Here is a 26,396-nt window from a genome sequence, read left to right on the forward strand (position 1 = left end):
CAACATGCCAGTACAAATTAAGCGGGTATATGATCAAGCGAAGAAAGCAGACGGACTTCGTGTCCTAGTGGATCGTGCATGGCCACGCGGAGTAAGTAAAGAAGATGCACAAGTAGACGAATGGCTGAAACAAGTGGGACCGAGTAAAGGGCTTCGTCAATGGTTCGATCATGATCCTGACAAGTTCGACGAATTTAAGAAAAAGTATAAAGAGGAACTGGAGAAGAATGACGAGCAGCAGGAAGAGCTGGAAAAGCTGAAAGAGTGGACGGTGAAGCATAAGAAAAACGTAACGCTTGTCTATGGAGCAAAGGATGAAAAGAATAATCAGGCTGTCGTCCTGAAAGAAATATTGGATCATCAGCTAGTATGATGAAAAGACCGCTGTCCAGAGAAATAACCCTCCTGGATAGCGATCTTATATTACATAGCCTTTGTTATTTATTGCGAATCGTAATCAAATACTGTGCGTTCGTCCCAATTAATACGAGACCTATGACGAAAATAGAGAATAACTGGGAATCTCCCGTAATGACGGAATAGCCAATGAACACCAGTAAAGCCATCAATAATGTAAGGTTCATCGTACTAAAAGTTTTGTACAAACCTTGCAGCATAACGAACTGTTCTCCTTCATCGGAAGCCGCCAGAAGTTTTTCTGCATAATTTTTATCGGATGGGGAAGGTAAGTTACGTTCTGGATATAAGGAGTTCACCAGACCGGAGCTGAAAACAGAGAGAATAGCCGATACCATGAAGGCGACACCAGAAATAATCAGTATCCATGCGGGCTGAACAGTGATGATTGCTACAGCGGCGGCCAGGATACTTAAAACAAGAGCGGCTGCAGTGCATAAACTGACATCGCTGAACCGTTTGTACTGCCAGACATCACGTTCGTCTTCCTTGTCACCTGTCAAGTCCAGTTGTGATTTTTTCTTCATCTGCACCATACTGACTGTACTGAATATCAATAGGATCACTGTAATCGCAAGCAATACTATGTCCGCTTCAAAACCTATCGGCGGGAAACCTGCTGTGGAATCAAAAGACAATACAGCATTCATTCCGAAGACACCTATGGCGGCTCCAATCAACGTCCAAATTACCATTTTCATTACAATTCCTCCTCATCAAAAATAAAAATATTTTCAATCGTCTCATTAAAAATATTCGCGATGCGTTTTGCTATAAGCAGGGAAGGTACGAATTCCTCCCGTTCTATTAAGCTGATGGTTTGCCTGGACACTTTTGCACGCTTTGCCAATTCTGTCTGATTGAGCCCGTCTCGCGCACGCAATTCTTTCAATCGTGTTCTCACTAGCCTCACCTCTTGAAATTATTGTAATGAATATACTTCGTTTTGACAAGTATATTTGTCAAATTGACTAATTTAAATGTCATATATAGTTTCACCAGAGTCTTTTTAAAACGATTATCAGGCCGTGATACAGGGTACAGTATGAACAGAAAGATTCAGCTGCCAAGGAGAGGAGAGCGATGCCTATGTTCAAACGAATACTTGTGAGAATGCGTGAAAGTATTTGGTTCATACCAAGCGTCTATACAGCTATCGCATCGTTGCTGGCACTTGGCATGGTACTGATAGATACACGGTACAATTATGAACTGAAAGCATACACACCTTCCTATTTCCGGACATCGGTGGATTTGGCACAAACGATTTTAGGAACGCTGTCAGGCGCATTGCTGACCATGACGACCGTGACGTTTTCGACAATTATGGTTGTACTGACGATGTACTCGTCCCAGTTTTCGCCTCGAGCTCTTCAAAATTTTCTCAATAAATTATCGACACAGCGCGTATTGGGAATCTTCATGGGAGGATTTGTCTATACCATCCTGTCCCTGTTATTTATGCGGAAAGCGTCCATTGATCACGAAGTTATTTCAGCCTCTGTCGGTGTCTTGCTTGCGGTCATCTGTCTGGCATACTTTGCATTTTTTATCCATAATGTCGGAACATCGGTACAGGTCAGTCGATTGATTCGTGAATTGGCTAATGATGTGATTGAAGCGCTGAAAAGTGAAAAGAAAGGAATGCAGGAAAACGCCGTTGTCTGGAGTGATGAAAAACCGTTTTTCGTGCAAAGTTTTCCATTCGTTACGGAAATAAAGAGCGGAACCTTTGGATACATACAATATATTGAGTACAAAAAGCTGACGGAATGGGCGGTCGGCCAGGATGCAATCGTAGATGTAGTAAAGCCGATCGGAGCATTTTGCGGAACCCACTCGGTGTTGGCAACGATATATTCTGAACAAGAAGTATCCGCGAAAGACCTATCCTCCCACTTCTCACTGGGGGAGGAACGTTCGATTTTACAGGATGTGGAATATGGAATCGAAAAACTGGTGGAGATTGCTTTGCGTGCGCTGTCACCCGGAATCAATGATCCGAATACGGCAATCCGTTGTATTCATTCGATCGGCGAAGTATTACAGAGGGCATCTCTTCTGCCTGGCGGAATCGCCGTTACATATACAAAAGAAAACAAGCCGTGCCTGATGGCGATGTATCCGAAAGCAGACGATTATTTTTATTCGGCATATAGCCAGATCAGTTATTACGGCAAGGAGGATGCGAGTGTTCTGAATGCCTTATTCGATTCTCTTTTGTATATCGCACGCACTTCTAAAGATGAAAAGTCAAAAAAACTAGTATTTCAAATGAGTAATTATGTGTGGAATCATTTTACACATGAAGTACTTGAGCCGTTGGATTCTTCTAGACTGGAAGAGAAGAGGGAACTGCTTCACGTTCTGACAGCCTAAAAAAGCGATGAATGTCTTCTGCGTAAGACGTTCATCGCTTTTTACTCCCTATCAGCCATATGCTTTTTGATGAGCTTTCTTTCGTTTAATATAGTCTTCATCTTCACGAATCGTATCCCATCGCTCTTTGAAAATTGCTGCAGACTCCGCTTTCACGGGGTCCAGTTCCCGCTCTTTTACTGTGCCGTCCTCATTATACTTCCGTCCGCTTTTATGATTGGCATACCGGCGTGCACGTGTGTACCCCATTTGTATGAATTTCCGAGCCATATCCATTCCGACAAAGTCGTCATTCTTTCGGTATTCCTCAAACATTCCATAAATTGTATCGGCGGACTCTTTCGCTATGTCAGGTGTCTTAAAACGCCAATGCGGCAAAATCTCGCTTTTATAAGGCTCTACTAATAAGACTCCTTGTTCGCCTTTGCCGACCCGATACAGTTCGGGGTGTTTGCGTAAGTCTAAAGTGCTGTAATCCAAATCGTAATTAAAAGACATAGAAGTCACTCCTTTATTCAATTACTGTACCCCTCGCTGAAAAAGAAAAAACGTTGTGAATGCCGTGTTAAACTCTTTACAACAGAACGTACATTCTTTATACTGAAGCAAAGAGGGGGGAGCAAATGTGCGTAAATCATTGGAGAAGGCTTTTCAGTATGGGGATGTTCTGGAAGTAATGTATTTGGCGAAGGATGGTTCGATCAGCAAACGGAAAATTCGTGTCCTCAGCGTCCATCATAAAACATTTAGTGCGTATTGTTTTCTTCGTCATTCCAAACGGACTTTCCTGATCGACAATGTATTGGCTGTTGTTCCGGTTAAAGCGAGAGAGACGGTTACGGGGTAACTGGTAGTGTATAGAAAAGCTGGTGTGATGTATCCATGCTGACGGATGCATCATTTTTTATGAGCTGAGAATCGTCTGATCCTTCCCGCAATGTTCATTTCACCTATGATTTCCGAAAATCATGTATAATCCATATCAGTACAATCACTTTTGAGGTGAAATGAGAATGTTGCAATATATGTATGAAAATAATTTTCTGCCGTTCTATGCGATAGAGGTTCGGCATATAGTGGATAGCCCACAAACGCAGGAACAGATAGATGAGCTGAATCGTCATGTCTTATGAGAAGAAATTAATGGCGATGAAGTCGCTGGTGAAGAAGACGGCTGTAGTTCAGGAAGCGAAAGAGATCTTCACGAAACCGCCGGCGCCCCGTTATGAAAAGCGCTGGCTGACAACCGGTATGGAAAAAATCGAAAATGACTTGGGGATCGTCTATAAACGTGTCGTACATTATCCGTTGGAGATGATGCATGGAGATTTTCGGCTGGGTGATATTAAGCAGAAGCTCTTGAAGTGGTCAGAAGCTGACTATGCGCATCCTTTATCACCGGAATCAGGTAAACTGCTGTTTTTTGATACGGAGACGACAGGTTTGAAAGGTGCAGGGGCTGTTATTTTCCTGATCGGTCTATTGGAGTTGACGTCCGATGAATTTGTCATGACACAATATGTGCTGCCGAATCCTGATCACGAAGCGGCGTTCCTTTATGCGTCCGGTTTGTGGAAAGAAGGGCTCACACTCGTGACGTATAATGGAAAGAGTTTTGACTTTCCTCAGCTGCAGACACGCTGGTCGCTGCACCGGAACCAGCTGCCGCCGCTGCCTGTGCCTCATCAGATCGATCTGCTGCATGGATCACGGCGTATATGGAAAGGTCAGATGGATTCATTTAAATTGGCAGAAGTCGAAAAAATGCAGCTCGGATTTCACCGGAAAGACGATATTCCGGGTCATATGGCGCCGATCATCTATCAGGATGCGGTGAAAAATGGCCGTGCAGAAATACTGATGAAAGTCATGTGGCATAATGAATGGGATATCCTGTCGCTTGTGACGCTGTTCAGTCTGTCATCTGATATCATCATGGAGGAAGAAAGTCAGCAGAATGCACAAGTTGCAACGAATATCGCCAAATGGTTTCAAGATCTTGGTTTAACGGATCACAGCTACAAGGAATTACAGCGAATCGCGGAAACCTACGGGTCCAGCTATCCGTTAACACATTATCATTTAGGTCTTTTACTAAAGCGCAATAAGGAATATGAACGTGCGGTTCAGTCATTTGAAATTGTCTCTTTATATGGAAGCGGCAGGGAGCAGCTCCTGGCATTTGAAGAACTTGCGAAATTATATGAGCATCAGATGAAAAACTTCCAGCTGGCCTACGAGCGCATTATCAGCGCGAAAACACTGTTGAAGCAGCCAAATGACTTTACTAAACGCTTCTTCGACCGAATGACGAAATCATTGGCCAAGCGGGAAATACGGATCACCCGTAAATTATTTCCTGGGCAAGCGCAAGAAGCGACACGCGAGGAATAATGGTCTTTTGGAGTAAGACAAAGAATGACAACATATGCTATAATGACCTTATGGAATCATAGACGGAAGGACGTTTTGTCATGGAATTAAAGCTCGATACGAAAACAATCTTAGAAAAAGAATTTAAACAGGCCATTAGAGGCTATAAGCAAGAAGAAGTAGACTGGTTCCTCGATGATGTGATTCAGGACTATGAAACTTTCAAAAAGGAAGTTGCGCGCCTTCAGGAAGAGAATACTAGACTGAAAGCAGAAGTGAATTCCTCTCAGAGACGGTCCGCCACACCTGCACCTCAAACTACCAATATTGATATTATTCAGCGTATCGCTAATCTGGAAAGAGAAGTATTTGGCGATAAATTGGTTGAAGAGTAAAATTTCAAGACGACAGGAAATTTACAGCATCTATAAAGAAACCGCCGCAAAAGGTGCCAATCGCACTTTTTAGCGGCGGTTCTTTTCGTAACTTCAGAATTTCCCATGGTCTCCCGGCAATTCCATCTGTTTGGACTGCAGCACCTGATCGATCGAGTCGTAATCGCTGACAAACCCCAGGTGAATCGCTTCCCACAGATAATGAGAGACGATCGAACGGTAGGGAGCCCAAAGAGGTGACTTGTCAATAAGTATTTGGCGGCGCTCTGATTGATCTGCTCCGTACAGCCATTTGGCAGCACGCTGTATACCTACATCATCTACAGCGAGTATATCTTCGCGTCCAAGCGACAGGATGAGAAACATTTCCGCTGTCCACTTACCGATTCCTTTAACACTGATTAACTGTTTCATCACAGACGCGTCATCATAGTCTGCAATATTTTCGAGGTCGAGTTCATTTGCTGTGATTTTTTCAGCCAAGTCTTTCACATATTCAGCTTTTCTGACAGTTAACCCCGCTTGCCTCAGCTCTTCATTAGAAGTATCCAGTAATCCCTTAACAGTAATACTGCCGCCAAGCAATTCAAGCAGCCGCCCGTAAATTGCGCTGGCTGCACTGACGGAGATTTGCTGTCCAATGATAGAACGGACAATCGACGAAAGATAATCCGAACGCAAAGGGATTTTGAGATCTCCCACTAGCGAAATCAGCTGTTTCATCGCTGCATCTCTTTCACATATACTTTTGACCCGCTGATCTTCTGTATGAATATAAAGCGTACTCAATTAACTCCACTCCCATCTTCAAGTCCTTTGGCATAGACCAGTCAATCAGACACTCTTTTTCAGCCATTTAGCCGTCAATGTATCTGCAGACAGCATCTCTTTTGGCGTACCTTCAAATAATATATTCCCGCCGCGTTTGCCCCCTCCAGGACCTAACTCAATTACCCAGTCGCTGGCTGCGATAAAGTCCAGGTTATGCTCGATAATAATAACCGAATTCCCTCTGTTTACCAGCTTCTGGAATAAATCCAGCAGCTTTCCGTTATCGCTCATATGCAACCCTAACGACGGTTCGTCGAGCAAGTATGTTTGCCCTTCGTTTTGCAGATGGCTTGCAAGTTTGAGCCGCTGAATTTCACCGCCGCTTAATGAACTCGTGGTCTGGCCTAATGTCAGATAACCTAAACCTACTTCCTGCAGCATATCCATTCTTTTCAGGATTTTCGGCATGACAAAGTATTCAGCCGCTTCATCCACTGTCAGTTCTAAAATTTCTGCTATGTTTTTGCCTTTGTACTGATACGAAAGTGCCTCATCTGAATATCTCAACCCGCCGCATGCTTCACATACAACGGTCACAGGATCTGCAAATGCGACGTCAGGCGCAGTCACTCCTTTCCCTTTACATACCGGACAGGCGCCCAGTGAATTGAAGCTGAATAAACCGGCGGGCTGTCCCGTTTCTTTCGCAAGGATTTGCCGGATATCATCCATGATTCCCATATAGGTCGCCAGTGTGGAACGGCTGGAGATTCCAATGCGTCCTTGGCTGACTTTGATGGTGTCAGGATATTTTGCCGAAAACGCTTCAAGTAAAAGGGAACTCTTGCCTGATCCCGAAACGCCGCAGACAGATACCAGGACATTTTTAGGGATAGCAATGCTGACATCTTTTAAGTTATTGTTCACGGCTTTATTGAGTTTGAAATAATCATGGGATTTGCGCGGCTGGGGATTGATTTGCAGCTTATGATCCAGATTCGTCAGAGCGGAGGTGTGCTTCAATCCGTCAGGCTTACCCTGATAGACCACTTTACCGCCAGCTGCACCCGCGCCGGGGCCCATTTCTACTATTTCATCGGCAACTTTAATGACCGACAAATCATGTTCAATCACAATTACTGTATTATGGTTGGCTTTCAGGCTTTCCAGCATATCGATGAGCATGTCCACTTCTTCAGGATGAAGACCGGCGCTCGGCTCATCGAAAATATACGTAATATTGTTCAAGCTGCTGCCTAAGTGTCTGGCGATTTTCACCCGCTGCGCCTCACCGCCAGACAGTGTTCCCATTTTTCTTGATAAACTTAAATAGCCAAGCCCGAGGTCAATCAGCTGCTGAACATTCGGAATAGCCTGCCGAGCGATAGATTCGCCAAGCGGGTCATCTATCTTTTCTAATTCCAGAAGCAGCTCTGTCAGTTCCAGCTGATCATACTCTGCAATGTTCAAGCCGTTTATTTTACATTTCAATACTTCAGGGTTCAGGCCGGAACCATGGCAAGTCGGACATATAGTATGTGTTGATACAGCCAGGACGTCCTCCTGTGAAGTCTGTTTAAGTTTTGTAATATCCCGGTTGATATACAGCCGCACGAATCTTGGCAACAAGCCATCCCACTCGTGATCATGCGGTCCGTCTTTAGTATGGAACGGTGCAAAGACCCGTTCACCTTCGGGAGGTCCGTAGATTAACAGATTGTACTGTTCTTCGGGATAATCTTTAATTGGGAGGTCCGGATCAAATAATCCGCCTGTCATCATCCACCTGCCCTGCCACCCTGAAGGAGACAACGGCTGAAACTTTACAGCGTACTCACGCAATGATTTGTCCAGATCAATGATTTTATGTAAATCCGGATATACAACTTCACCGAAGCCGTTGCATTCAGGGCATTTCCCAAATGAACTTTGACTGGAAAAGTCTGTGGCGGAACCAATCGGCGGAGTGCCTATCCGGGAGAATAGCAGCCGGATCAATGGGTGAATGTCCATATACGTGCCGACCGTTGAACGTGAATTGCCGCCTGCAGGTTTTTGTTCCACTACGATAACCGGACTTAAGTGCTGCATCAGATCAGCACGCGGCCTTTCATAGCGCGGCATCTGATTTCTCACATAAAGAGGATAATTCAGCGTCATCTGCCGCCTGCTTTCGGTTGCCAGCGTATCAAATACGACAGAACTCTTTCCAGACCCCGAAAGCCCGGTGAAAACCGTAATTTCCTCCTTCGGCAAGTTCAAATCTATATTTTTTAAATTATTCTCAGAAAGTCCTCTTAAAATAATCTCATCCTTAGTTCCTGACATTTCAGCATCCTCCTTCATCTGTACATATTCCATTCTGCTACATCAATTCCCTGTTTTAATGAAGTTACACTTGGAAATTAGGGGTTGTTGGGGTAGGTGAGGGGGAGAAGCTGGCGGGGGTGTTGGGGTGGGGATTTGCGCTTCGGAGGGGACGCGTTCCCGAGGGCCCGCAGTGAGCCCCCCTAGTCGCTATGCTCCTTTAGTGGTCTCACCTGTCGGGCTGATCCTCCGGGAGTCGCCCCTCCTACGCTCCAATCCCTAGCATCGTGATTGGATGATACTTATTAAAATCATTGAAGTTAGTGTTGTAATCTTTTGAACTGACCTTGAACTTAAATAGGTTCAAAGACAATAATAATTAATACTATACCTCCTGTGAGTGATATACATCCATCCACTTTCTGCGTAGGATTGAAGCGGAAGCTGGGGCGACTCCGGGAGGATCAGCGTGCGTCTTGAGACCCCGCAGGAAGCGAAGCGGACGAGGAGGCTCAAGCCACGCCCTCCGGAAAGCGTCCCCAGCTGGAGCATCAATCCCAAACACGACACCAATTCACTCACCCACGCGTAAAGATTTTGCACTTGATTTTATTTCTAAACGCTTTCCCAATCGAATCCATTGTGTAAATCTAAGTTCTGGTGTATACTCAGGAGTGCCATAGAGAGTATTCAGGTAATCGCTGCAGCTTCGGCTGTAGAGGAAAGTCCATGCTCACACGGATCTGAGATGACCGTAGTGTTCGTGCTCGGTGAAAAAATAAGCCGGGGCAATGCTTTTGCATTGATGGCGGGAATAACTCCTAAGTCTTCGGATATGGACCAGATTCCCTGAAAGTGCCACAGTGACGTAGCCGGCATGGAAACATGTCGGGTGGAACGGGTAAACCCCACGAGTGAGAAACCCAAATTATGGTAGGGGCGTTCTTCCGAAAGAATTCAATGGAGGAAGGAACAGACAATTGTCTGTAGATAGATGATTACCGCTTCAAGTACGAGGCGCAAGCCGTTTGAGTACCGAAGAACAAAACATGGCTTACAGAATATTCTATGGCATTTACCTTACAATTAGCTCTCCTACAGTTTTGGGAGAGTTTTTCTTTTGTATATAAGCAAAATAGTACATAAACCTTTCCAATCGAGTGGAAACGGCTGAACAGAAGCAAAGGGAGTGCTGAAACATGAGTGAATACAAATTAATGGCAACCGCCGCAATGGGACTTGAATCGATTGTTGCATCTGAAATAAAAGATCTGGGCTATGAATGCCAGACAGAGAACGGTAAAGTTTATTTTCAAGGCAATGAAGAAACGATCGCAAGAGCCAATATGTGGCTGCGTGTAGGCGACAGAGTCCGCATTATCGTCGGTGAATTTAAAGCATATACATTCGATGAACTGTTTGAACGCACAAAGGCATTGCCTTGGGAAGAGTTTTTGCCTGCGGATGCGGCATTTCCGGTAGCAGGTAAATCTGTCAAATCCAAATTATTCAGTGTTCCCGACTGTCAGGCTATCGTGAAGAAAGCAATTGTTGAACGGCTGAAAACCGCATATAACAGAACCGGCTTTCTGGAAGAGTCAGGTCCGCTGTTTAAATTGGAAGTATCCATATTAAAAGACAAAGTGACACTGACGATTGATTCCAGCGGACAGGGCCTGCATAAACGCGGCTATCGCTTGGGTCAAGGGGATGCGCCGCTGAAAGAAACGATGGCGGCTGCGCTGGTCAAGCTGTCCAGATGGAGCCCAAACCGTCCGTTTGTCGATCCATTCTGCGGTTCCGGCACCATTGCAATTGAAGCTGCGATGATCGGGCAAAATCTTGCACCCGGCTACAATCGTTCATTTCTTAGTGAAGAATGGCCGTGGATGAATGCACAAGTCTGGGACCGTGTCCGTGAAGAAGTGGAAGATGTCGCGAAGTACGATCTGGAACTGGATATCCGCGGCTATGATGTAGATTATAATATTATTTCTATTGCACAGCGGAACGCGATGGAAGCCGGTTTTACGGATATCATTTCATTCGAGCAGCAAGATGTGCGTGATCTGAAAATTGAAGGCCACAACGGCGTACTGATTGCCAACCCGCCTTATGGCGAGAGACTTGGTGAAGTGGAAGAAGCAGAAGAAATTGCCGGGGTTCTTGGGAAAATCATGGAACAGCATCCGTCATGGTCGGTGTATATTTTATCTTCCCTGGAAAACTATGAAGAAATGTACGGTAAGCGCGCAACGAAGAAGCGTAAACTGTTTAACGGCTTTATTCGCACTGATTTGTATCAGTTCTGGGGACAGCGTTCATAATTTAAAGAGCAGGAAGAGGAGAAGACCCCTCTTCCTTTCGCATGCATTCAGGAGGGGACACTATGAATACGAAAATTCCATTTGAATTGGATAAAGGGCAGACATTTTTTGAATCGCTGAATGACTGGCTCGGCGATACATTATATGACGATTTGACGGAAAAAGGATTCGAATGCCGGGATGAGCAAATTTACATGGCATTTCAAATAGAACAGGCGTTGAAAGAAAAGAATGTGCTGCTGGCGGAAGCAGGCGTTGGTACAGGGAAAACGATTGCTTATTTATTGCCCGCAATTGCTTACGCACGTTATACAGGAAAACCGGCAGTCATTTCCTGTGCGGATGAAACGCTGATTGATCAGTTGATAAAAGAAGAGGGCGATATTGAAAAGCTGAGTCAGGCCCTGAATATGACGGTGGACGTGCGCCTGGCAAAAGCGCGTAACCAGTATATTTGCCTGAAGCGTCTGGAAGAAACCAGCATGAAGACCAATGAAGATTTCGTCGATTTGGTCGAAGATGAGCTGCCGGAATTTGTCCATGCGGAACGCTCGCTGCAGTCGGTGTATCCTTACGGAGTGCGTTCGGATTATCCGTATCTCGCGGATCATGAATGGGATATGATTAACTATCACCCCATCCAGCAATGTGCGGCATGTGATATCCGTAACCGCTGCGGTCAGACGATTCATCGCAATCATTACCGTGAAGCGGCTGATTTGATTATTTGTTCACATGATTTTTATATGGAACATTTATGGACGAAAGAATCCCGCGTCAGACAGGGACAGCTGCCTCTATTGCCGGAAGTGTCAATGGTAGTATTTGATGAAGGCCATTTGCTCGAGTACTCTGCTCAGCGCGCATTGACTTACGAAGTGCAGGAACAGACTATTATCCAGCTGCTCGAACGAATTATGGTCGACGGCATCCGTGAGAAATCACTGCAGCTGATGGAACAGTTGCTTGAAACGCATGAAATGTTCTTTAATCAGCTGAAAAGTAATGCCACACAGCATGATAATGAACGTTTGACGATCGAAAAGAATGCAGAAATGATGAAGCTGGCCGAAACAGCAGTAGCTTTGTCCAATGAACTTCTTGAAGAATTCGTATTTGAAGGCGAATTGTATGTAATTCCAGAATATGATTTGAAAATTGTCGAAGAATACCTGGAGCAATATATATATTCAATGGAACTGTTTGCCGGCGATAACGACGCGGTGGACTGGCTGGAAAACCGCCGGGAAGAAAGTACATTGCTCATTATGCCAAGATTAGTGACGTCGATTCTGAAAGAGAAATTGTTTACTGGCACGATGCCGATTATTTTCTCTTCTGCAACATTATCTGTTGAGAAATCATTTGATTATTTGGCATACAGTCTGGGCATTGTTGATTACCAGTCGTTTTCTATCGCCTCACCTTTTGATTATGAAAATGTCATGAAAATTCATCTGGAGCAAGGGTCAGCGGAAGAAAATATCAGCCGGCTCTCGGATCTGCTCGATGATGAGGAACAGACATTAGTGCTGTTTGGCTCCAAGCAGTCAATGATGGACGCCTATGAGCAGCTGCCTTTAGAGCAAAGTGTGATGGTAACTTATGAAGGAGAGCGCTCCCTGTCTTCGCTTGTGAAAGATTTCCAGCAGCGTAAAGTCAATGTATTCTTCTCGTACCATCTGTGGGAAGGCCTCGACTTGCCGAACGAAGCGCTGACACGTGTCATTATCTTTGATCTGCCGTTCCCTCCGCACGACCCGCTGTTTGAAGCGCGCAGAGAATTTGCGGAAGATCCGTTTGACGAAGTGGACTTGCCGTTTATGCTGTTGCGTCTGCGGCAAGGAATCGGCCGGCTGATCCGGACGAGCGATGACTTCGGTTCGATTCATTTATTTATGAAACCTGAGAATAAAGAATTGCTTCCGGTCATCGAACGCGTGCTGCCTGTGCCGTTCTCGTGATGACTGTCTAAAAAGCGCAAGGATGTCGATATTCCGACGTCCTTGCGCTTTATTGGTGTTTTATCGTTCTTCATCGATGGTCAGCAATAAATTCAGTACATCTTCATTTTCAAATTTCACAGGGATTTTAAACGCTTGTTTGAATCCGTAAAATTTTGTTTGGCCGGTCAATACAGTCGGCGGGGAAATATCAAGTGTCAGATTTTCTTTTTCCAATACGGTACAAAGATTTCCGGCAATCATATTTCCCAGCTCTCCAGTGAATGATTCAGCCATCTCGCCTTCAATTTGCATACCGAACATCGCCTGGCCGATTTCACTGATAATGGAATTCGTCGGCTCTACGATCAGCCGGCCTTTCATATCGCCGATAAGGCCAATTAACACACTAATTTCACGCTGTTCATATGGCTGCTGAATCAGGGCGGGCGAGAGCACTTGGAATTTGAGCGGGACTACTGTCGTAAGGGAGGAAATCGTCGCGTTTAATACCTTTTGTACATTGGCTGCTTTGTCCATCTAAAGGAACATCCTCTCACAATTACATTTATAGTCCAATTATATCACCAAACATAACTAAAAGACTACTAGTATTTTAACTTTATAACTATAAGACTGCTGCTGACAGATGATCCTGCTGTGTAACTTACACGTAAACGGGGACGCTGCTGCAGGGCCGGAACGCACTTTCCGCACGAATCACAGGAATTATCATGTAACTATCTATTTTTTCACTCATTAATGGTATGATGGGGTGAGTTAAAATTGAAAGGACGAAGATTATGTCTACAAACCATGAATTTTTACAGCAATCTGCTACATATGGCCAAATTTTTTCCAACAACGAAGATGATGAGCGTAAAGCCAAAACGGCATTACTTGCCAATAAAATAATAGAGAAAGAATATACGATTGCCTTTGCGGGACACTTTTCAGCGGGGAAATCCTCTACGATCAATGCATTGACGGGAGATGATTTGCTGCCGTCGAGCCCTATTCCGACAAGTGCAAATATCGTCAAGGTACATAAAGCGGATGAAGATTACGCAATCATTCACCGTGTTGACGGAAGTGCTGTGAAATTTAGCGGACACGGCTTCTCTGAAGGTGTGAAAGCCTTCAGTAAGGACGGTGCGGAAGTATCATTGGTCGAAATCGGCCATACGGATTCCAATCTTCCTGAAGGAATTACTGTTATGGACACGCCTGGCGTCGATTCCACAGATGATGCACACAGGCTATCAACTGAATCTTCATTGCACTTGGCTGATCTGGTGTTTTATACGATGGATTATAACCACGTTCAATCCGAAATGAATTTCCGGTTCACTAAAGAATTGATGCGCTATAACAGCAACGTCTATCTGATCATTAATCAGATCGATAAACACCGTGACAGTGAACTGTCATTCGATGACTTTAAAAAGTCCGTTGAAGATTCATTCAAATTATGGAGAGTAGAGCCGAAAGGGATTTTTTACACTTCATTGAAACAGCTTGATCATCCGCATAATGATTTTGAGAAAGTAAAAGCAATCGTCGACGGTTCCATTGAACACCGGGAAGAAAACTTTGAACAAAATATCGGGCAGTCTTTATTGAAACTGAAAGATGAGCATATGGCATTCCTTCAGCAGCAAGTGGATGATGTCAAAGAAAATTATTCAGAGATCCTCAGCGAGTCCGAATGGGAACAGTACGAAGAATTGAGCCAGGATTTGAAAGACGCGAAAAAACGTCTGGAATTAGTGTCTGGTGATGAATTCTACGTGAATTTTGAAAAAGAACGCAATGAATTATTAGAGAATGCGGGACTTGCGCCGTTTGAGACAAGAGAATTACTGAAAAGCCACTTGGAAGCAAAGTCACCGAAATTCAAAGTCGGCTTACTGTTCGGTGCGAAGAAGACAGCAGAAGAACGCGAAAAACGCCGTCAAAAGCTGGATGATAATATTTCTGGTCTCGCGCATACGCAAATCGAAATTTATATGAAGACTTTGATGAAGAAATCATTGAAAGAAGCAGGTATTTTGACAGATGAGCGGTCTCTTGCAATCGATGCGATGGATTTGTCGCTGCCGTTTGATGAAGTGGACGAGCAGCTGCTGGTGCAGGAAGTCATTACGGGTGAAACTATCCTGAACTATGCGGAGCAGATGAAACGTGCGATTCATTTAGTTTATAAGAGAAAAACAGATAAATGGAAGCAGGAAATGTCGGTCATCGCAAAAGAAGCAGGCGGTGAGCAGTCAGGACCTCTTGCAGAAACCATTGAAATACTGCAGGAGAAAGTGGACGCATTGAATGAAATAAATAAATGGAAGAAGCGCATGGAATGGGTGGACAAAGAAATCGCCAATCCGTCCGCCCCTACACGCATGGGCCGCGATCAGCTGGTTGCCCAGTGGGAAAAGCCGAAACAAATCGAGACCATCGATTTTGTGGCAAAAGTGGAAGAACAAAAGGTAGCCGCAGAAGAAACGGCGGAAGAAGTGCCGGAAGAACGTCAGCTTGTCGATTCGGAAAAAGCGATCGCGCATGCACAGCATATTGCAGAATCTGTTCAGACGATCCCTGGGTTCGCAGAAACGGCTCAATATTTGATGACGAAAGCGGCACGTCTGCAGGGACAGGAATTCACAGTCGCATTATTTGGCGCATTCAGTGCCGGCAAATCATCATTTTCAAATGCCTTAATTGGTGAAAAAGTACTGCCGGTATCTCCAAATCCGACAACAGCGGCGATTAACCGGATCCGTCCTGTAAGTGAAGCGCATCTGCATAATACGGCAGACATTCATTTGAAGGATGAAGCGACGATGACTGAAGACGTGGCATTGTCATTCAGCGCACTTGGCATCGAAGTTTCTTCACTTGAAGATGCATTCAATAAGACAGACGCAGCGATGAAGCAGCCGCTTGAAGATGAGAATTTGCATATTCATAAATCCTTTATCAGTGCGTTCCAAAGAGGCTATCCGCTGTATACCCCTGCACTGGGTACGACGCTGACGGTAGAGCGTGACGAGTTCACGAAATTCGTGGCACAGGAAGAACGCAGCTGTTTCGTAGATTCTATCGATTTCTTCTATGACTGCCCTCTGACTCGTCACGGCATCACGCTGGTAGATACACCGGGGGCAGATTCCATCAACGCACGTCATACAGATGTAGCGTTTGAATATATCCGTAACGCAGATGCGATTTTGTTTGTCACATATTATAATCACGCATTCGCACGTGCAGACCGTGAATTCCTTATTCAGCTGGGCCGGGTCAAGGACGCATTTGAACTCGACAAGATGTTCTTTATCGTCAACGCAATCGACCTTGCTTCCAATGAAGAAGAAGGCGAAGAAGTGAAAGGTTTCGTCGCCAATGAATTACAGAAATTCGGAATCCGCAATCCGCGTGTGCATGGCATTTCTAGCCTGCAGGCGCTTGAAGGAAAGCTTGCGCAGCAGCCGAACCCGCTGATGGCCGATTTTGAAGAGAAATTCTATGCGTTCCTTGAGCATGATCTGCGTGCGCAGGTTGTGCAGGCGCTTGAAGAAGAAACGGTGAAAACAATTGACCGGCTTGCTTCATTAATTGACAGAACCATACAGAACAGGTCTCGAAAAGCGGAAAGACTGGAAGAGCTGGCAATTGCCGAAGCGGCAATTAAGCAGCGTTTTGAAAAGAGTGCGAGTGAAATTCTAGTGAAAGCGACACATGATGAATTAAGTGAACTCGTATACTATATTTTACAGCGTGTGTTCTTGCGTTTCGGAGATTTCTTTAAAGAAGGATACAGCCCGTCGACATTTGCGAAAAATTCATCCGAAAAAGCTTTGAAAATCGCATTGGCGGAAACTGTGAATATGGTCGGCTTTGATTTGACGCAGGAATTGAAAGTAACCAATTTGCGTATTCTTCACTACATGAAGAAGCAGTTACTGGAACGCCAGCGCACGGAAGTCCGTGCTCTGTCCGATATGGATCAATCCATCGTGCCGTCTCCATATGAACCGAATGACAAAGAGATGCTGTCATTTGACATCCCGTATGAAGATCCTATGGTCTACAGTGCAGTCAATAAATCGTTCAAAAATCAAAAAGCATTCTTTGAACGCGGCGATCGGGATATTCTGAAAGCAAAACTGGAAGAAAAGTTAAAAGGCGATGCGTCCAGTTATCTTGGCGATCAGAAAGAACGTATTGAGAAGTGGGCAGATTTGTGGATTAATGACGAGGCGGAAGCATTGCGTGTTCATCTATTGCAGGAAAGTCTGGTGCAGATCGAATCGGAGCGGACATTGCTCGACGGTTCGGAGCAGCTGGAACAATGGCAGAATATCTATGAAACAATCCGACAAGAGGAGATGGTTCAATGACACAAGTATTTGTATCTGCTCATGATGTAAATACGGCAGACGTGAAATGGATCGATGCACGCTTTTCATTGCAGGATGAAAAAAGCGGCAAACTCGCCTATCAGCAAGAACATCTGAAAGGTGCAGTTCACTGGGATTTGGAAGAGGATTTATCGGGTGCGTCTCGTACCGGCGGCCGTCATCCTCTGCCGTCAAAAGAACAGCTGACGGAATTATTCCGCACGAGCGGCTTGGAACTTACCGATGCCATTCTTATTTATGACGACGGCGGCAGCCCGTTTGCGACACGCGCATGGTGGATGCTGCAATATGCGGGATTCACAGATGTTCATGTAGTAACCGAAGGCTATCGCGAGTTGCGCGGAATGTTTGACGTAACTGCTGAACCGGCTGTGCCTGCAAAATCAGCAGTCGAACCGAACTGGCAGGAGCAGCTGTATGCCGACCGCCATGAAGTTGAAGAAGTGGCGGCGGGCAATCGTCCGTCCGTGCTTGTGGACGCGCGTTCTGAAGTCCGCTATCGCGGGGAAAAAGAACCGCTCTATCATAAAGCGGGTCATATCCCGACTGCCCGCAACTTTGACTGGGAGCAGCTGAAACAGGGCGGACAGTTTGATGTGGAAAAAGTGAAAGAACAGCTGATGCAAACCGCGGCACCCGAAGATGACATTATCGTCTACTGCGGCAGCGGTGTAACAGCTTCTCCTTTATTCGCAGCACTGACGGAACTGGATTATCCTAATGTGAAATTATACGTCGGAAGTTTCAGCGACTGGATTTCTCAGGACGATGCGCCGATTGAAACTGCAATAAGGGGCTGATTCACGATGCAATTTGCGCTGCTGGGTGACATTCACTCGTCAAAAGAAGATCTGCAGGCGGTGCTGGAGCAGGTTTCCAAGGAAGCTCCGCAGGCAAGAATTATCGGCACCGGGGACATCTATGAGTGCACAGTCAGTAAAAAAGACCTTCATGGCCAAATTTATCGTTCTGTAGAAGAAGTAATCAACCATCCGGCAGGGTTTGATGAGCTGCTGACATTTCCGTCAATTTACGGAAATCAGGAAGAGCGCATTTTGCTGCTGACAGAGCGGCAGGAACCGGTTAGAGATTTTCTCAATGATCTGCCTGAAATGCTGAATGCGGACGATGCAGTAATCATTCACGGTCATCAGTGGCCTCATAAGCAGGGAGAAGCGTGGCTGACCGAACATCTGCCGCAAGCACACCTTGTCTTCCATGGCCATACGCATCATTCAGGGCTAACACAGGACGGACAAACCGTGCCGTTTACATGGGGCAGAGAGCAGACTGTAGCGGATAAGAGAAGCATTATTAACGTGGGTGCTGTGGTTTTGTCCAGAGAATGGGTGTTATATGATTCTGTAACCCAGACAGTAATATTTATGAAAGCATAGAAAGGCTGAGGAATTTATTTTCCTCAGCCTTTTCGCGCGATGAAATGGAGAAACCGGAAATAGAATTATAGAGAGGTTGTCCTTTGCATGCATCCATCGGCTTTTCGGTCAGCCCTTCTGCTTCTTCTGCGCTAAAATAGCCTGCCTTGCAAGTGAATCCGCCGTTTTGTTCGTACTGTCCGCTATCCATTTAATAAAGAAAAAGTCAAACGTCGCCGCGAGCTTTAATGCGCGCTTCAAATAGGGGGCATATTGCTCGTTTTTTACAAACTCTTTTTCCATCGACTGCACGACAACTGTTGAATCCGAACGCATGGACACCATTCCGGCCGTCAGCTTCGCGGCTTCCTCCAAGCCGCGCACAAGCGCCTGAAACTCTGCATGATGATTATTCGTCGGCTCAATCGGTTCACTGATCCGCACATCTTGTCCTTCGCCTTTAATATAGATGCCAATTCCGCTCAGTCCTGGGTTTCCCGCACTGGCGCCGTCTATATACACTTCCAACATAATTCGCGTCGCTCCTGTCTGGTAATGAATTGTAAAACTTCCCGTAATGACTTGCATCATTTCTTCAGCCCGCCTAAAATAGAAGGAAGAAAGGTGGGAGTTCTTTTCTAATGAATAAAGTACTTGTCATGAAAGAAATTAATCAATTGCTCGATATATATTGTGAAGGCTGCTACGTAAAAAAACAACTGACAAAAGAACGCGGAAAAACGGGCGCTCACCAATTTTGTATTTCCGATTGTACCATAGGAGATCAGCTGCAATTCCTCGGAAGAGAAATCAATAAAATTAGTACGGCACCGAAATAGACAGTAAAAAAGCATCCCGCTGCTGCGTGGATGCTTTGTTTATATTTTTTATTCGACTTCATGCCAAGATGAAGTTACGCTTCATCATCGAGTGCTGATACATTTGCCGCCTGTGGACCGCGATTTCCTTCAATCACTTCAAAAGAAACAGTTTGGCCTTCAGCCAGTGTTTTAAATCCATCTGTAGCAATTCCTGTGAAATGTACAAATACGTCTTCACCGTCATCTGCTTCGATAAATCCATACCCTTTGTCACTGCTGAACCACTTCACTTTACCTTGGTGCATATCATTTCCTCCTCGGCAATTAGAAATCCAAATCCACCCGTAACGCGCGAGCATGCGCAATGGCAACTTGCTCAATACGGCTTCCTACACTATACATGAATTGACAGATAGCGTCAACAGTAGGAAGAATAATCTGAATATTTTTTAATGAAAGTCCGGAAAGACTTGGATTTTTATTGATAAATCTCTATAATGAGGGAGTATTCATTTTGATTAGCATAAATTGGAGAATTACGTAAGGAAGTGTTGGAATGAAACTCATCGTCACGCTCGTGCAGGCAGCCTTTTTATACATACTATTTCTGACGGGTGAATTTTTGCGGGCCTGGCTGTCGATTCCGCTGCCTGGAAGCATTATCGGATTGCTGTTGCTGTGGGCGCTGCTTGCCGCCAAAATCGTGCCGCTTCGCTGGGTGGAAAAAGGGGCTTATGTATTTCTTTCTACATTGCCGCTGTATTTAATACCCGCCACAGTCGGTGTCATGGATTATGGGCATGTATTTGCAGGGAAAGGCAGTCTGCTTATCGTCATTACGATTATCAGCACATTCATCACGATGGCTGCAGCCAGCCTTGTCAGCCAGTCTATTGCGAAACGCAGCGTAAAAGCGGAGGCGGATCTTTCATGAACATATGGGTGATTACGGTTTTGATGATCATGCTGACGGTCATTATGTATATATTGATGAACGCTGTCTACGTTCGGCTTCGGTCTCCTTTTTTAGTTCCGATTCTGACGACAACCATCGCAGTGATCGTCGTGTTATCACTATTAGATATTTCATACGAAACGTATATGACGGGCGGCAGATGGATTGACGCACTGCTTGGCCCTGCGATCGTTTCGCTTTGCATTCCATTGTATAAACAGCGCGATTTGATCAGTAAAAATCTGCTTCCTATTTTCAGCGGGGTAGTGGCAGGAGGTGTGACGGGGATGATTACAGGTGTCTTGGCTGCGAGGCTGGCAGGTTTCTCAACCGAACTTCTTGCCAGCATCTTACCGAAATCGATCACGTCACCGATTGCTATGCAGATAGCGGAAGAACTGGGCGGTATTCCTTCGCTTGCCACGGTGTTAGTGATTATCGCAGGACTTGCAGGCATCCTCATGGGCCCCTGGATCTCCCGCTGGTTTGCAATTGATACAGCGATCGGCCAGGGTATCGGACTTGGCGTCGGTGCGCACGCGATAGGCACTTCTAAAGCGCTTGAGTATGGAGAACAGACAGCTTCCATGAGTTCGGTCGCCATGACACTGTCGGCAATTCTCGGTGCGCTTGCAGGCCCTTTATTCGGTATTTGGTTATTTCCATAGAAAAGCAGGATTCCTATTCGACAAGGAATCCTGCTTTTTTTAATGCGTTTTCCGCTTCCAGCAACTGATCTTTCCTAGGGGCTGAGATCGTATGGAGGTGAATGCCGCTTTCGTCCAGATTTAACAGGTACGGTGCTTTTGATTGCTTAATCTGGTCAATAAATGCTTTCACTTCTTGGCGGTTTGAAACCATAATCGACGCTCTCACATCGCCGTATACTGGATGTTCGACACGCACGTCTTTTACGGTCACTCCATGATCGACCAGAATGTGTAATTCTTCCTCTGTTTGTTCAGGATCATGTTTGCAGACAATAATCTTTTCTGCATCTGTTGATTTTTCAGCAGACTGGGTATATAAATATCCTTGATTTGTTGCAATGATCGGTTCATCTTTTGCTTTCAGTAAATTGACATCACTGACTATGACTTGTCTGCTGACATTCGTCAGCTGCCCGAGCTCAGCGCCTGTCAAGGGATGGCCCGCTTCCTGCAGCGTCCGAAGAATCAATTCACGACGCTGTTCTCCTCCTGCTTTTGTTTTACGCCACAATGTTCTCACCTGCAATCTATAAAATATCTGACGGAATCTTGTGCATGCTCTCTGCCACTTCAAGCAGCGCTTCCGCCAATTTCTTTACGCTCCCCCCAGTGGAACTGCTTCCAAATGAAATCCGGACCAGACCTTTCGCCAGATGCGGGGGGATATCCATCGCGCCCATCGTCATCGATGACTGCTGCTGTCCGACCTGGCAGGCGCTTCCTGTAGATACCGCGAAACCTCTTCTGTTTAATTCTAACATAATTAGCTGACCTTCTGAGTGTTTGACGCACATCCCCACAATATGAGGCAGCTGTTCGGCTGCACGCGGGCTGCCGTAAAACGTGAATAAATCTTTGCGTGCTGAGAGCAGTTCCAGAAATAGCTCGCGAAGTTCAGTGAACGGCTGTACGCCGGTCTGAGCCAGCTCAGCGGCTGCGACGAATGCGGCAATACCCGGCACGTTAACCGTACCGCCGCGAAACCCTTTTTCCTGCGTGGCTCCGGGGAACAGCGGGACAGCCCGGATTCTTGGATTTATATAGACAGCTCCTACACCTTTAGGGCCGTAGACTTTGTGGCTGGACAACGAAAGGCTGTCAACGTATGCGCTGATGTCTGTCAGCGGCAGCTTGCCGAAAGACTGCACACAGTCACTGTGCAGATAGATTCCTTTAGGACGGACCAGCTCTGAAATGGCACGGACAGGCTGAATGGTGCCGATCTCGGGGTTGCAATGCTGTACTGAGACAACCGAAGTTTCTTCTGTTATTGCGTTAGTTAATGCTTGTAAATCAATCAGACCTTCGCTGGTGAAAGGGACCAGTGAAATGCGATACCCCCTTTCCTGCAGGTATGCTGCAGCTGAATGAAGGGAAGGGTGTTCCGCTGCGGACAGGATGATATGCTGCCCTTTTCTTCGACCGGCCTGTGCCAAAGACAGAAGAGCAAGAGAATTACTTTCTGTCCCGCCCGAAGTGAAATAAAGTCCTTCTGCACGCACTCCGATCAGCGCCGCAAGCTGCTGCCTGCTCTGTGCAAGGACATGCTGTGCTGCGCCTCCTTCATCGTGAAGGCTCGTAGTATTGCCGAATTGCCGCTGCGAAACTGACAGATAGACAGCTGCAGCTTCTTTGCAAAGCGGAGTCGCTGCAGCGTAATCAAAGTAGTGCAAATAAAAAACCCCCTGCATAAAATAATATATTCATCTTGTCATATAACTTCAGTTATGTAAAGATAGATGTAAAGACACCTCAAGCAGAGAAAGGTAGTAGGTACACAGATGAATAGAATGAAACTGGCTTCCATGCTAGAGCAATTTTTTATAGAAGATGTAGGGGATGGCGATCTTTCGGCAAACACATTATTTCCGCCCGATGCACTCGGTGAAATGCAGATAATCGCCAAAACGGCAGGCATATTTTGTGGAACGGATGTGATTACACAAGGTTTTCACGTGATGAACCCCGCCATAGAAGTGACATGTTATGTGCAGGATGGGGAGCGTATGGAAGATCAGCAAGTGCTCGCTGTTGCCAGAGGGCCCGTCAGAAGTCTGTTGAGCGCAGAACGCGTCATATTGAATTGCATCCAGCGAATGAGTGCTATCGCGACGAAGACTGCACAGCTGACGAAACTGATATCCGGCTCGGATACGAGAGTCTGTGACACCCGCAAAACAGCGCCTGGACTGCGCATGCTCGATAAGTATGCAGTACGCACAGGAGGAGGATTCAATCATCGGAACGGCCTGTATGATGCTGTGATGCTGAAAGACAATCACTTGGCTTATGCAGGCTCCATCACTAATGCGGTCGCGCAGCTGAGAAGCCGTCTGGGGCATACGGTAAAAATCGAAGTGGAAATCGAGACGCTTGAACAACTGAAAGAAGCTGTCAAAGCGGAAGCGGATATTATTATGTTCGATAACCGCTTGCCGGAGCAAATTACGGAATGGCTGCCGCTTGTGCCGCCGCATATTATCACTGAAGCCTCGGGTATGATTACGGAGGAAACGATCGAAGCTTACGGCGACACAGGAATTGATTACATATCAGTCGGCGCGCTGACACATTCTGTCATTGCTGCTGATATCAGCGCTACTTTACAACTAACCGGGCAGGGGGACTGAGTAACATGTCGATGATTGATCTCATAAAAGGACAGGCAGATGCTATGTTGCCTGAACACTATAAAAATTACACCGTCAATGAAATGGAAGAGAAAATCCGCACCATCAAACAAACACTGGGAACGAAGCTGTTCATACCCGGCCATCACTATCAGAAAAATGAAGTGATTCAGTTTGCGGACGCCAAGGGCGACTCGCTGCAGCTGGCGCAAATTTGCGCAGCCAATGAACAGGCGGAGCATATTGTTTTTTGCGGTGTGCACTTCATGGCGGAAACCGCGGATATTTTGACAACGGAACATCAAAAAGTCTATTTGCCTGATATGCGGGCAGGCTGCTCGATGGCGGATATGGCGGATATATATCAGACAGAACGTGCGTGGGATGAGTTGCAGGCGCGTTTTGGGGATACGATTCTGCCGCTGACGTATGTGAATTCGACCGCCGCGATTAAAGCATTTGTCGGCCGCAGCGGCGGGGCGACGGTAACGTCATCGAACGCCAAAAAAATTGTTGAATGGGCGTTCACGCAGAAAAAGCGAATTTTATTTTTGCCTGACCAGCATCTGGGGCGAAATACAGCATATGATCTGGGTGTGCCGCTCGATCATATGGCTGTTTGGAACCCGATTACAGATGTATTGGAATACGACGGGCAGGATGAAAACTGCCGGGTGATTTTGTGGAAAGGTCATTGTTCAGTCCACGAAAATTTCACTGTGGAAAATATCCGCCAGTTAAGGGAAAATGATCCCGGGCGGCGGATTATTGTTCATCCTGAATGTTCTCATGAAGTCGTCATGAAATCTGATGATAACGGCTCGACGAAATATATTATTGACCAAATTGAAGCGGCGCCGCCAGGCACGAAATGGGCGATCGGCACGGAGATGAATTTAGTGAACCGGCTGATGGAAAACCACCCCGAGCAGGACATCATTTCATTGAATCCGTTAATGTGCCCGTGTCTGACTATGAACCGCATTGACTTGCCGCACTTATTATGGAGTCTTGAAAACATCATGGAAGGCGCCGAACAGAATATTATCAAAGTGGATGAAGTGACCTCAGCTGAAGCAGTAAATGCGCTTGAACGTATGCTCCGCTGTTAATGGAGAACCGCCCGTTTCTGCTCCTTTGACACTTGACAATTACTCTGAATATTGTATGATTGGTGAAAATGATGTTGAACGCTGAAGAAGGACCAGTAGATAAAGAGCATGTGTAAGAGAGCGGAATCCACCGGCTGCAAGTTTCCGTCACAATGCCTTGTTGAACCTGCCTTTTGAGTCCTGTGCAAACACAGGCGCGTCACCCGGCGTTATGGGGAGAGCGGGATTCATGTATATGGATCCAATGATGGTGGCACCGCGGAAGTTACGTCCTTTCGTCCTGATTATATCGGGACGATTGGGCTTTTTTTAATTGCATACAGTGAAGTAACAAGTAGAAACGGCAGGCGAATGTAGATGAAAAAACAGAGGATAGTAGTAAAAATCGGCAGCAGTTCTTTAACGAATGATAACGGTGAAATTGATCAGGTGAAATTTAACGATCATGTGGACGCGCTGGCGATGCTGAAAAACGTCGGTCATGAAGTAATTGTTGTATCTTCAGGAGCTGTGGCAGCGGGTTTTGCGCGGCTCGGATATTCTTCCCGTCCGCTGACCATCAAAGGCAAGCAGGCGGCTGCAGCAGTAGGGCAAAGTCTGCTGATCCAGTCGTATATCGAACGGTTCAGCACACATAAAATTGTGCCTGCTCAAATTTTGCTGACACGCCTGGATTTTGCGGATCGTGACCGCTACCGTAATGCGTTTGCGGCGATGTCAGAATTGCTGGACCGCGGGATTATGCCGATCATCAATGAAAATGACACCGTCTCGATTGATGAGCTGACATTTGGCGACAATGATATGCTGTCTGCATTGGTCAGCGGCTTTTTGCATGCAGACCAATTAATAATACTGACAGACGTTAACGGAATTTATACGAGCAACCCACGTACCGACCCGGATGCAGTGCGTTTGACCAAGCTGGATGAAATTACAGATGAACTTCTCGGGGGAACCGATGAAACGGGTTCTAAAGTGGGTACAGGGGGAATGCGCTCCAAACTTCTGGCTGCCAGAACCGCACATACGCTGGCAGTTCCGGTCTTTATCGGGACAGGCTATGGTCAGACAAAATTACTCGACATTTTAAAAGGTCACGGGGACGGAACGTATATTTCCAGTCCTGCCGCTACTACAATCAACACGAACCGGCAGTGGATTGCCCTTCATTCGGAATCTACAGGACGTCTGTACGTTGATAAAGGTGCAGAAGAAGCCATCGTGCATAACGGCCGCAGTCTGCTGCCGGCAGGTGTGTTTAAAGTGCAGGGGAGTTTTGAGGTCGGTGAAGTGGTGGAAGTATTCGGGCTCAATGGTCTGATCGGCAAAGGTGAAGTGACTTATTCATCCGAGCAGTTAAAGAAAACGATTGCCGAGCGGGATAAGCAGGAAGATTTCAAGCCGATGCTGGAAGTCATTCACAGAGACCGCTGGGTACAACTACAATAAAAAGGGGCGA

At 46.0% G+C, this 26,396-nt stretch carries 26 protein-coding genes and 1 other RNA gene; 17 read left to right on the forward strand and 10 right to left on the reverse strand.

Features of this window, described 5'->3' with window-relative positions:
• The first annotated feature begins 4 nt into the window (after positions 1–4).
• Entirely contained in the window at positions 5–373 is a 369-nt protein-coding gene (locus SporoP37_RS15960) for a DUF488 domain-containing protein (RefSeq protein WP_085431508.1), read from the forward strand.
• A 64-nt stretch (positions 374–437) separates the two neighbouring features.
• On the opposite strand, the gene SporoP37_RS15965 is transcribed toward SporoP37_RS15960, so the two are convergent.
• Both SporoP37_RS15965 and SporoP37_RS15970 read right to left on the reverse strand, forming a co-directional pair.
• Entirely contained in the window at positions 438–1,118 is a 681-nt protein-coding gene (locus tag SporoP37_RS15965; protein WP_085431510.1) for a DUF3169 family protein, read from the reverse strand.
• Positions 1,118–1,321: a helix-turn-helix transcriptional regulator gene (locus SporoP37_RS15970; RefSeq protein WP_085431512.1), complete on the reverse strand. Its 204-nt coding sequence runs from the start codon at positions 1,319–1,321 to the stop codon at positions 1,118–1,120. The genes SporoP37_RS15965 and SporoP37_RS15970 overlap by 1 nt, the downstream gene beginning before the upstream one ends.
• Before the next feature lie 185 nt (positions 1,322–1,506).
• On the opposite strand from SporoP37_RS15970, the gene SporoP37_RS15975 reads away from it, so the two are divergent.
• A complete protein-coding gene (locus SporoP37_RS15975; RefSeq protein ID WP_158233564.1) occupies positions 1,507–2,796 on the forward strand; it encodes a DUF2254 domain-containing protein in 1,290 nt (429 codons plus the stop codon).
• A 51-nt stretch (positions 2,797–2,847) separates the two neighbouring features.
• On the opposite strand, the gene SporoP37_RS15980 is transcribed toward SporoP37_RS15975, so the two are convergent.
• Positions 2,848–3,294 carry a DUF4385 domain-containing protein gene (locus SporoP37_RS15980; protein ID WP_085431516.1) on the reverse strand — a complete coding sequence of 149 codons (447 nt, stop codon included), beginning with the start codon at positions 3,292–3,294 and terminating at the stop codon, positions 2,848–2,850.
• Positions 3,295–3,421: 127 nt separating this feature from the next.
• Here SporoP37_RS15980 and SporoP37_RS15985 point away from each other — a divergent pair, with 127 nt between their 5' ends.
• From SporoP37_RS15985 to gpsB, 3 genes are all read left to right on the forward strand, one after another.
• Positions 3,422–3,643, forward strand: coding sequence for a transcriptional regulator (locus SporoP37_RS15985; RefSeq protein WP_081244582.1), 222 nt, complete (start codon positions 3,422–3,424; stop codon positions 3,641–3,643).
• A gap of 275 nt (positions 3,644–3,918) precedes the next feature.
• Positions 3,919–5,190 carry a ribonuclease H-like domain-containing protein gene (locus SporoP37_RS15990; protein ID WP_085431518.1) on the forward strand — a complete coding sequence of 424 codons (1,272 nt, stop codon included), beginning with the start codon at positions 3,919–3,921 and terminating at the stop codon, positions 5,188–5,190.
• An 80-nt stretch (positions 5,191–5,270) separates the two neighbouring features.
• Positions 5,271–5,564 carry a cell division regulator GpsB gene (gpsB, locus tag SporoP37_RS15995; protein ID WP_081244585.1) on the forward strand — a complete coding sequence of 98 codons (294 nt, stop codon included), beginning with the start codon at positions 5,271–5,273 and terminating at the stop codon, positions 5,562–5,564.
• A gap of 93 nt (positions 5,565–5,657) precedes the next feature.
• Here the strand turns inward: gpsB and SporoP37_RS16000 are convergent, their stop codons facing one another.
• Together SporoP37_RS16000 and SporoP37_RS16005 are read right to left on the reverse strand one after the other, a co-directional pair.
• Positions 5,658–6,353, reverse strand: a complete 696-nt coding sequence (locus SporoP37_RS16000) for a DNA-3-methyladenine glycosylase family protein (RefSeq protein WP_081244586.1) — start codon at positions 6,351–6,353, stop codon at positions 5,658–5,660.
• 45 nt (positions 6,354–6,398) lie between these two features.
• Positions 6,399–8,663 (reverse strand): ATP-binding cassette domain-containing protein, encoded by a 2,265-nt coding sequence (locus tag SporoP37_RS16005; RefSeq protein WP_085431520.1) that lies wholly within the window; start codon positions 8,661–8,663, stop codon positions 6,399–6,401.
• Positions 8,664–9,328: 665 nt separating this feature from the next.
• Between SporoP37_RS16005 and rnpB the strand changes: the two genes are divergently transcribed.
• The 3 genes from rnpB to SporoP37_RS16020 all read left to right on the forward strand — a co-directional run bounded on the left by rnpB (position 9,329) and on the right by SporoP37_RS16020 (position 12,933).
• Positions 9,329–9,704, forward strand: an RNA gene (gene rnpB, locus SporoP37_RS16010) — RNase P RNA component class B.
• A gap of 137 nt (positions 9,705–9,841) precedes the next feature.
• Complete coding sequence (locus SporoP37_RS16015) at positions 9,842–10,969, forward strand: THUMP domain-containing class I SAM-dependent RNA methyltransferase (RefSeq protein WP_085431522.1); 1,128 nt, start codon at positions 9,842–9,844, stop codon at positions 10,967–10,969.
• Between the two features lie 62 nt (positions 10,970–11,031).
• Positions 11,032–12,933, forward strand: a complete 1,902-nt coding sequence (locus tag SporoP37_RS16020; protein ID WP_085431524.1) for an ATP-dependent DNA helicase — start codon at positions 11,032–11,034, stop codon at positions 12,931–12,933.
• A 60-nt stretch (positions 12,934–12,993) separates the two neighbouring features.
• Here the strand turns inward: SporoP37_RS16020 and SporoP37_RS16025 are convergent, their stop codons facing one another.
• Entirely contained in the window at positions 12,994–13,452 is a 459-nt protein-coding gene (locus SporoP37_RS16025; protein WP_081244592.1) for a chemotaxis protein CheX, read from the reverse strand.
• Between the two features lie 263 nt (positions 13,453–13,715).
• On the opposite strand from SporoP37_RS16025, the gene SporoP37_RS16030 reads away from it, so the two are divergent.
• From SporoP37_RS16030 to SporoP37_RS16040, 3 genes are read left to right on the forward strand one after another with little or no spacing between them, the layout of a single operon-like run.
• Positions 13,716–17,309 carry a dynamin family protein gene (locus tag SporoP37_RS16030; protein WP_085431526.1) on the forward strand — a complete coding sequence of 1,198 codons (3,594 nt, stop codon included), beginning with the start codon at positions 13,716–13,718 and terminating at the stop codon, positions 17,307–17,309.
• Positions 17,306–18,130 carry a sulfurtransferase gene (locus tag SporoP37_RS16035; protein ID WP_085431528.1) on the forward strand — a complete coding sequence of 275 codons (825 nt, stop codon included), beginning with the start codon at positions 17,306–17,308 and terminating at the stop codon, positions 18,128–18,130. The genes SporoP37_RS16030 and SporoP37_RS16035 overlap by 4 nt, the downstream gene beginning before the upstream one ends.
• A 6-nt stretch (positions 18,131–18,136) precedes the next feature.
• Positions 18,137–18,727, forward strand: a complete 591-nt coding sequence (locus SporoP37_RS16040) for a metallophosphoesterase family protein (protein ID WP_081244596.1) — start codon at positions 18,137–18,139, stop codon at positions 18,725–18,727.
• 108 nt (positions 18,728–18,835) lie between these two features.
• On the opposite strand, the gene SporoP37_RS16045 is transcribed toward SporoP37_RS16040, so the two are convergent.
• On the reverse strand, positions 18,836–19,237 hold the full coding sequence (locus SporoP37_RS16045; protein ID WP_085431846.1) for a ribonuclease HI family protein: 402 nt from the start codon (positions 19,235–19,237) through the stop codon (positions 18,836–18,838).
• A 110-nt stretch (positions 19,238–19,347) separates the two neighbouring features.
• Between SporoP37_RS16045 and SporoP37_RS16050 the strand changes: the two genes are divergently transcribed.
• Positions 19,348–19,545, forward strand: coding sequence for a zinc-finger domain-containing protein (locus SporoP37_RS16050; protein WP_081244598.1), 198 nt, complete (start codon positions 19,348–19,350; stop codon positions 19,543–19,545).
• Positions 19,546–19,619: 74 nt separating this feature from the next.
• Here SporoP37_RS16050 and SporoP37_RS16055 read toward each other — a convergent pair whose 3' ends face one another.
• Positions 19,620–19,832 carry a cold-shock protein gene (locus SporoP37_RS16055; protein WP_081244600.1) on the reverse strand — a complete coding sequence of 71 codons (213 nt, stop codon included), beginning with the start codon at positions 19,830–19,832 and terminating at the stop codon, positions 19,620–19,622.
• 251 nt (positions 19,833–20,083) lie between these two features.
• On the opposite strand from SporoP37_RS16055, the gene SporoP37_RS16060 reads away from it, so the two are divergent.
• The gene (locus SporoP37_RS16060; RefSeq protein WP_085431530.1) at positions 20,084–20,461 is read left to right on the forward strand and encodes a CidA/LrgA family protein; all 378 of its coding nucleotides are present in this window, start codon (positions 20,084–20,086) and stop codon (positions 20,459–20,461) included.
• Positions 20,458–21,150, forward strand: a complete 693-nt coding sequence (locus SporoP37_RS16065; RefSeq protein ID WP_085431532.1) for an LrgB family protein — start codon at positions 20,458–20,460, stop codon at positions 21,148–21,150. The genes SporoP37_RS16060 and SporoP37_RS16065 overlap by 4 nt, the downstream gene beginning before the upstream one ends.
• Before the next feature lie 13 nt (positions 21,151–21,163).
• Here the strand turns inward: SporoP37_RS16065 and SporoP37_RS16070 are convergent, their stop codons facing one another.
• Positions 21,164–21,703 carry a transcription repressor NadR gene (locus SporoP37_RS16070; RefSeq protein WP_085431534.1) on the reverse strand — a complete coding sequence of 180 codons (540 nt, stop codon included), beginning with the start codon at positions 21,701–21,703 and terminating at the stop codon, positions 21,164–21,166.
• A gap of 16 nt (positions 21,704–21,719) precedes the next feature.
• A complete protein-coding gene (locus SporoP37_RS16075; protein WP_232329779.1) occupies positions 21,720–22,865 on the reverse strand; it encodes an IscS subfamily cysteine desulfurase in 1,146 nt (381 codons plus the stop codon).
• Positions 22,866–22,973: 108 nt separating this feature from the next.
• Here SporoP37_RS16075 and nadC point away from each other — a divergent pair, with 108 nt between their 5' ends.
• The 3 genes from nadC (at position 22,974) to proB (ending at position 26,386) form a co-directional block, all read left to right on the forward strand.
• Complete coding sequence (gene nadC, locus SporoP37_RS16080; protein ID WP_085431536.1) at positions 22,974–23,822, forward strand: carboxylating nicotinate-nucleotide diphosphorylase; 849 nt, start codon at positions 22,974–22,976, stop codon at positions 23,820–23,822.
• 5 nt (positions 23,823–23,827) lie between these two features.
• A complete protein-coding gene (gene nadA, locus SporoP37_RS16085; protein ID WP_085431537.1) occupies positions 23,828–24,934 on the forward strand; it encodes a quinolinate synthase NadA in 1,107 nt (368 codons plus the stop codon).
• Positions 24,935–25,291: 357 nt separating this feature from the next.
• A complete protein-coding gene (gene proB / locus SporoP37_RS16090) occupies positions 25,292–26,386 on the forward strand; it encodes a glutamate 5-kinase (RefSeq protein ID WP_081244608.1) in 1,095 nt (364 codons plus the stop codon).
• The last annotated feature ends 10 nt before the right edge of the window (positions 26,387–26,396 follow it).

This window comes from Sporosarcina sp. P37 (assembly GCF_002109365.1).
Classification (GTDB): domain Bacteria; phylum Bacillota; class Bacilli; order Bacillales_A; family Planococcaceae; genus Sporosarcina.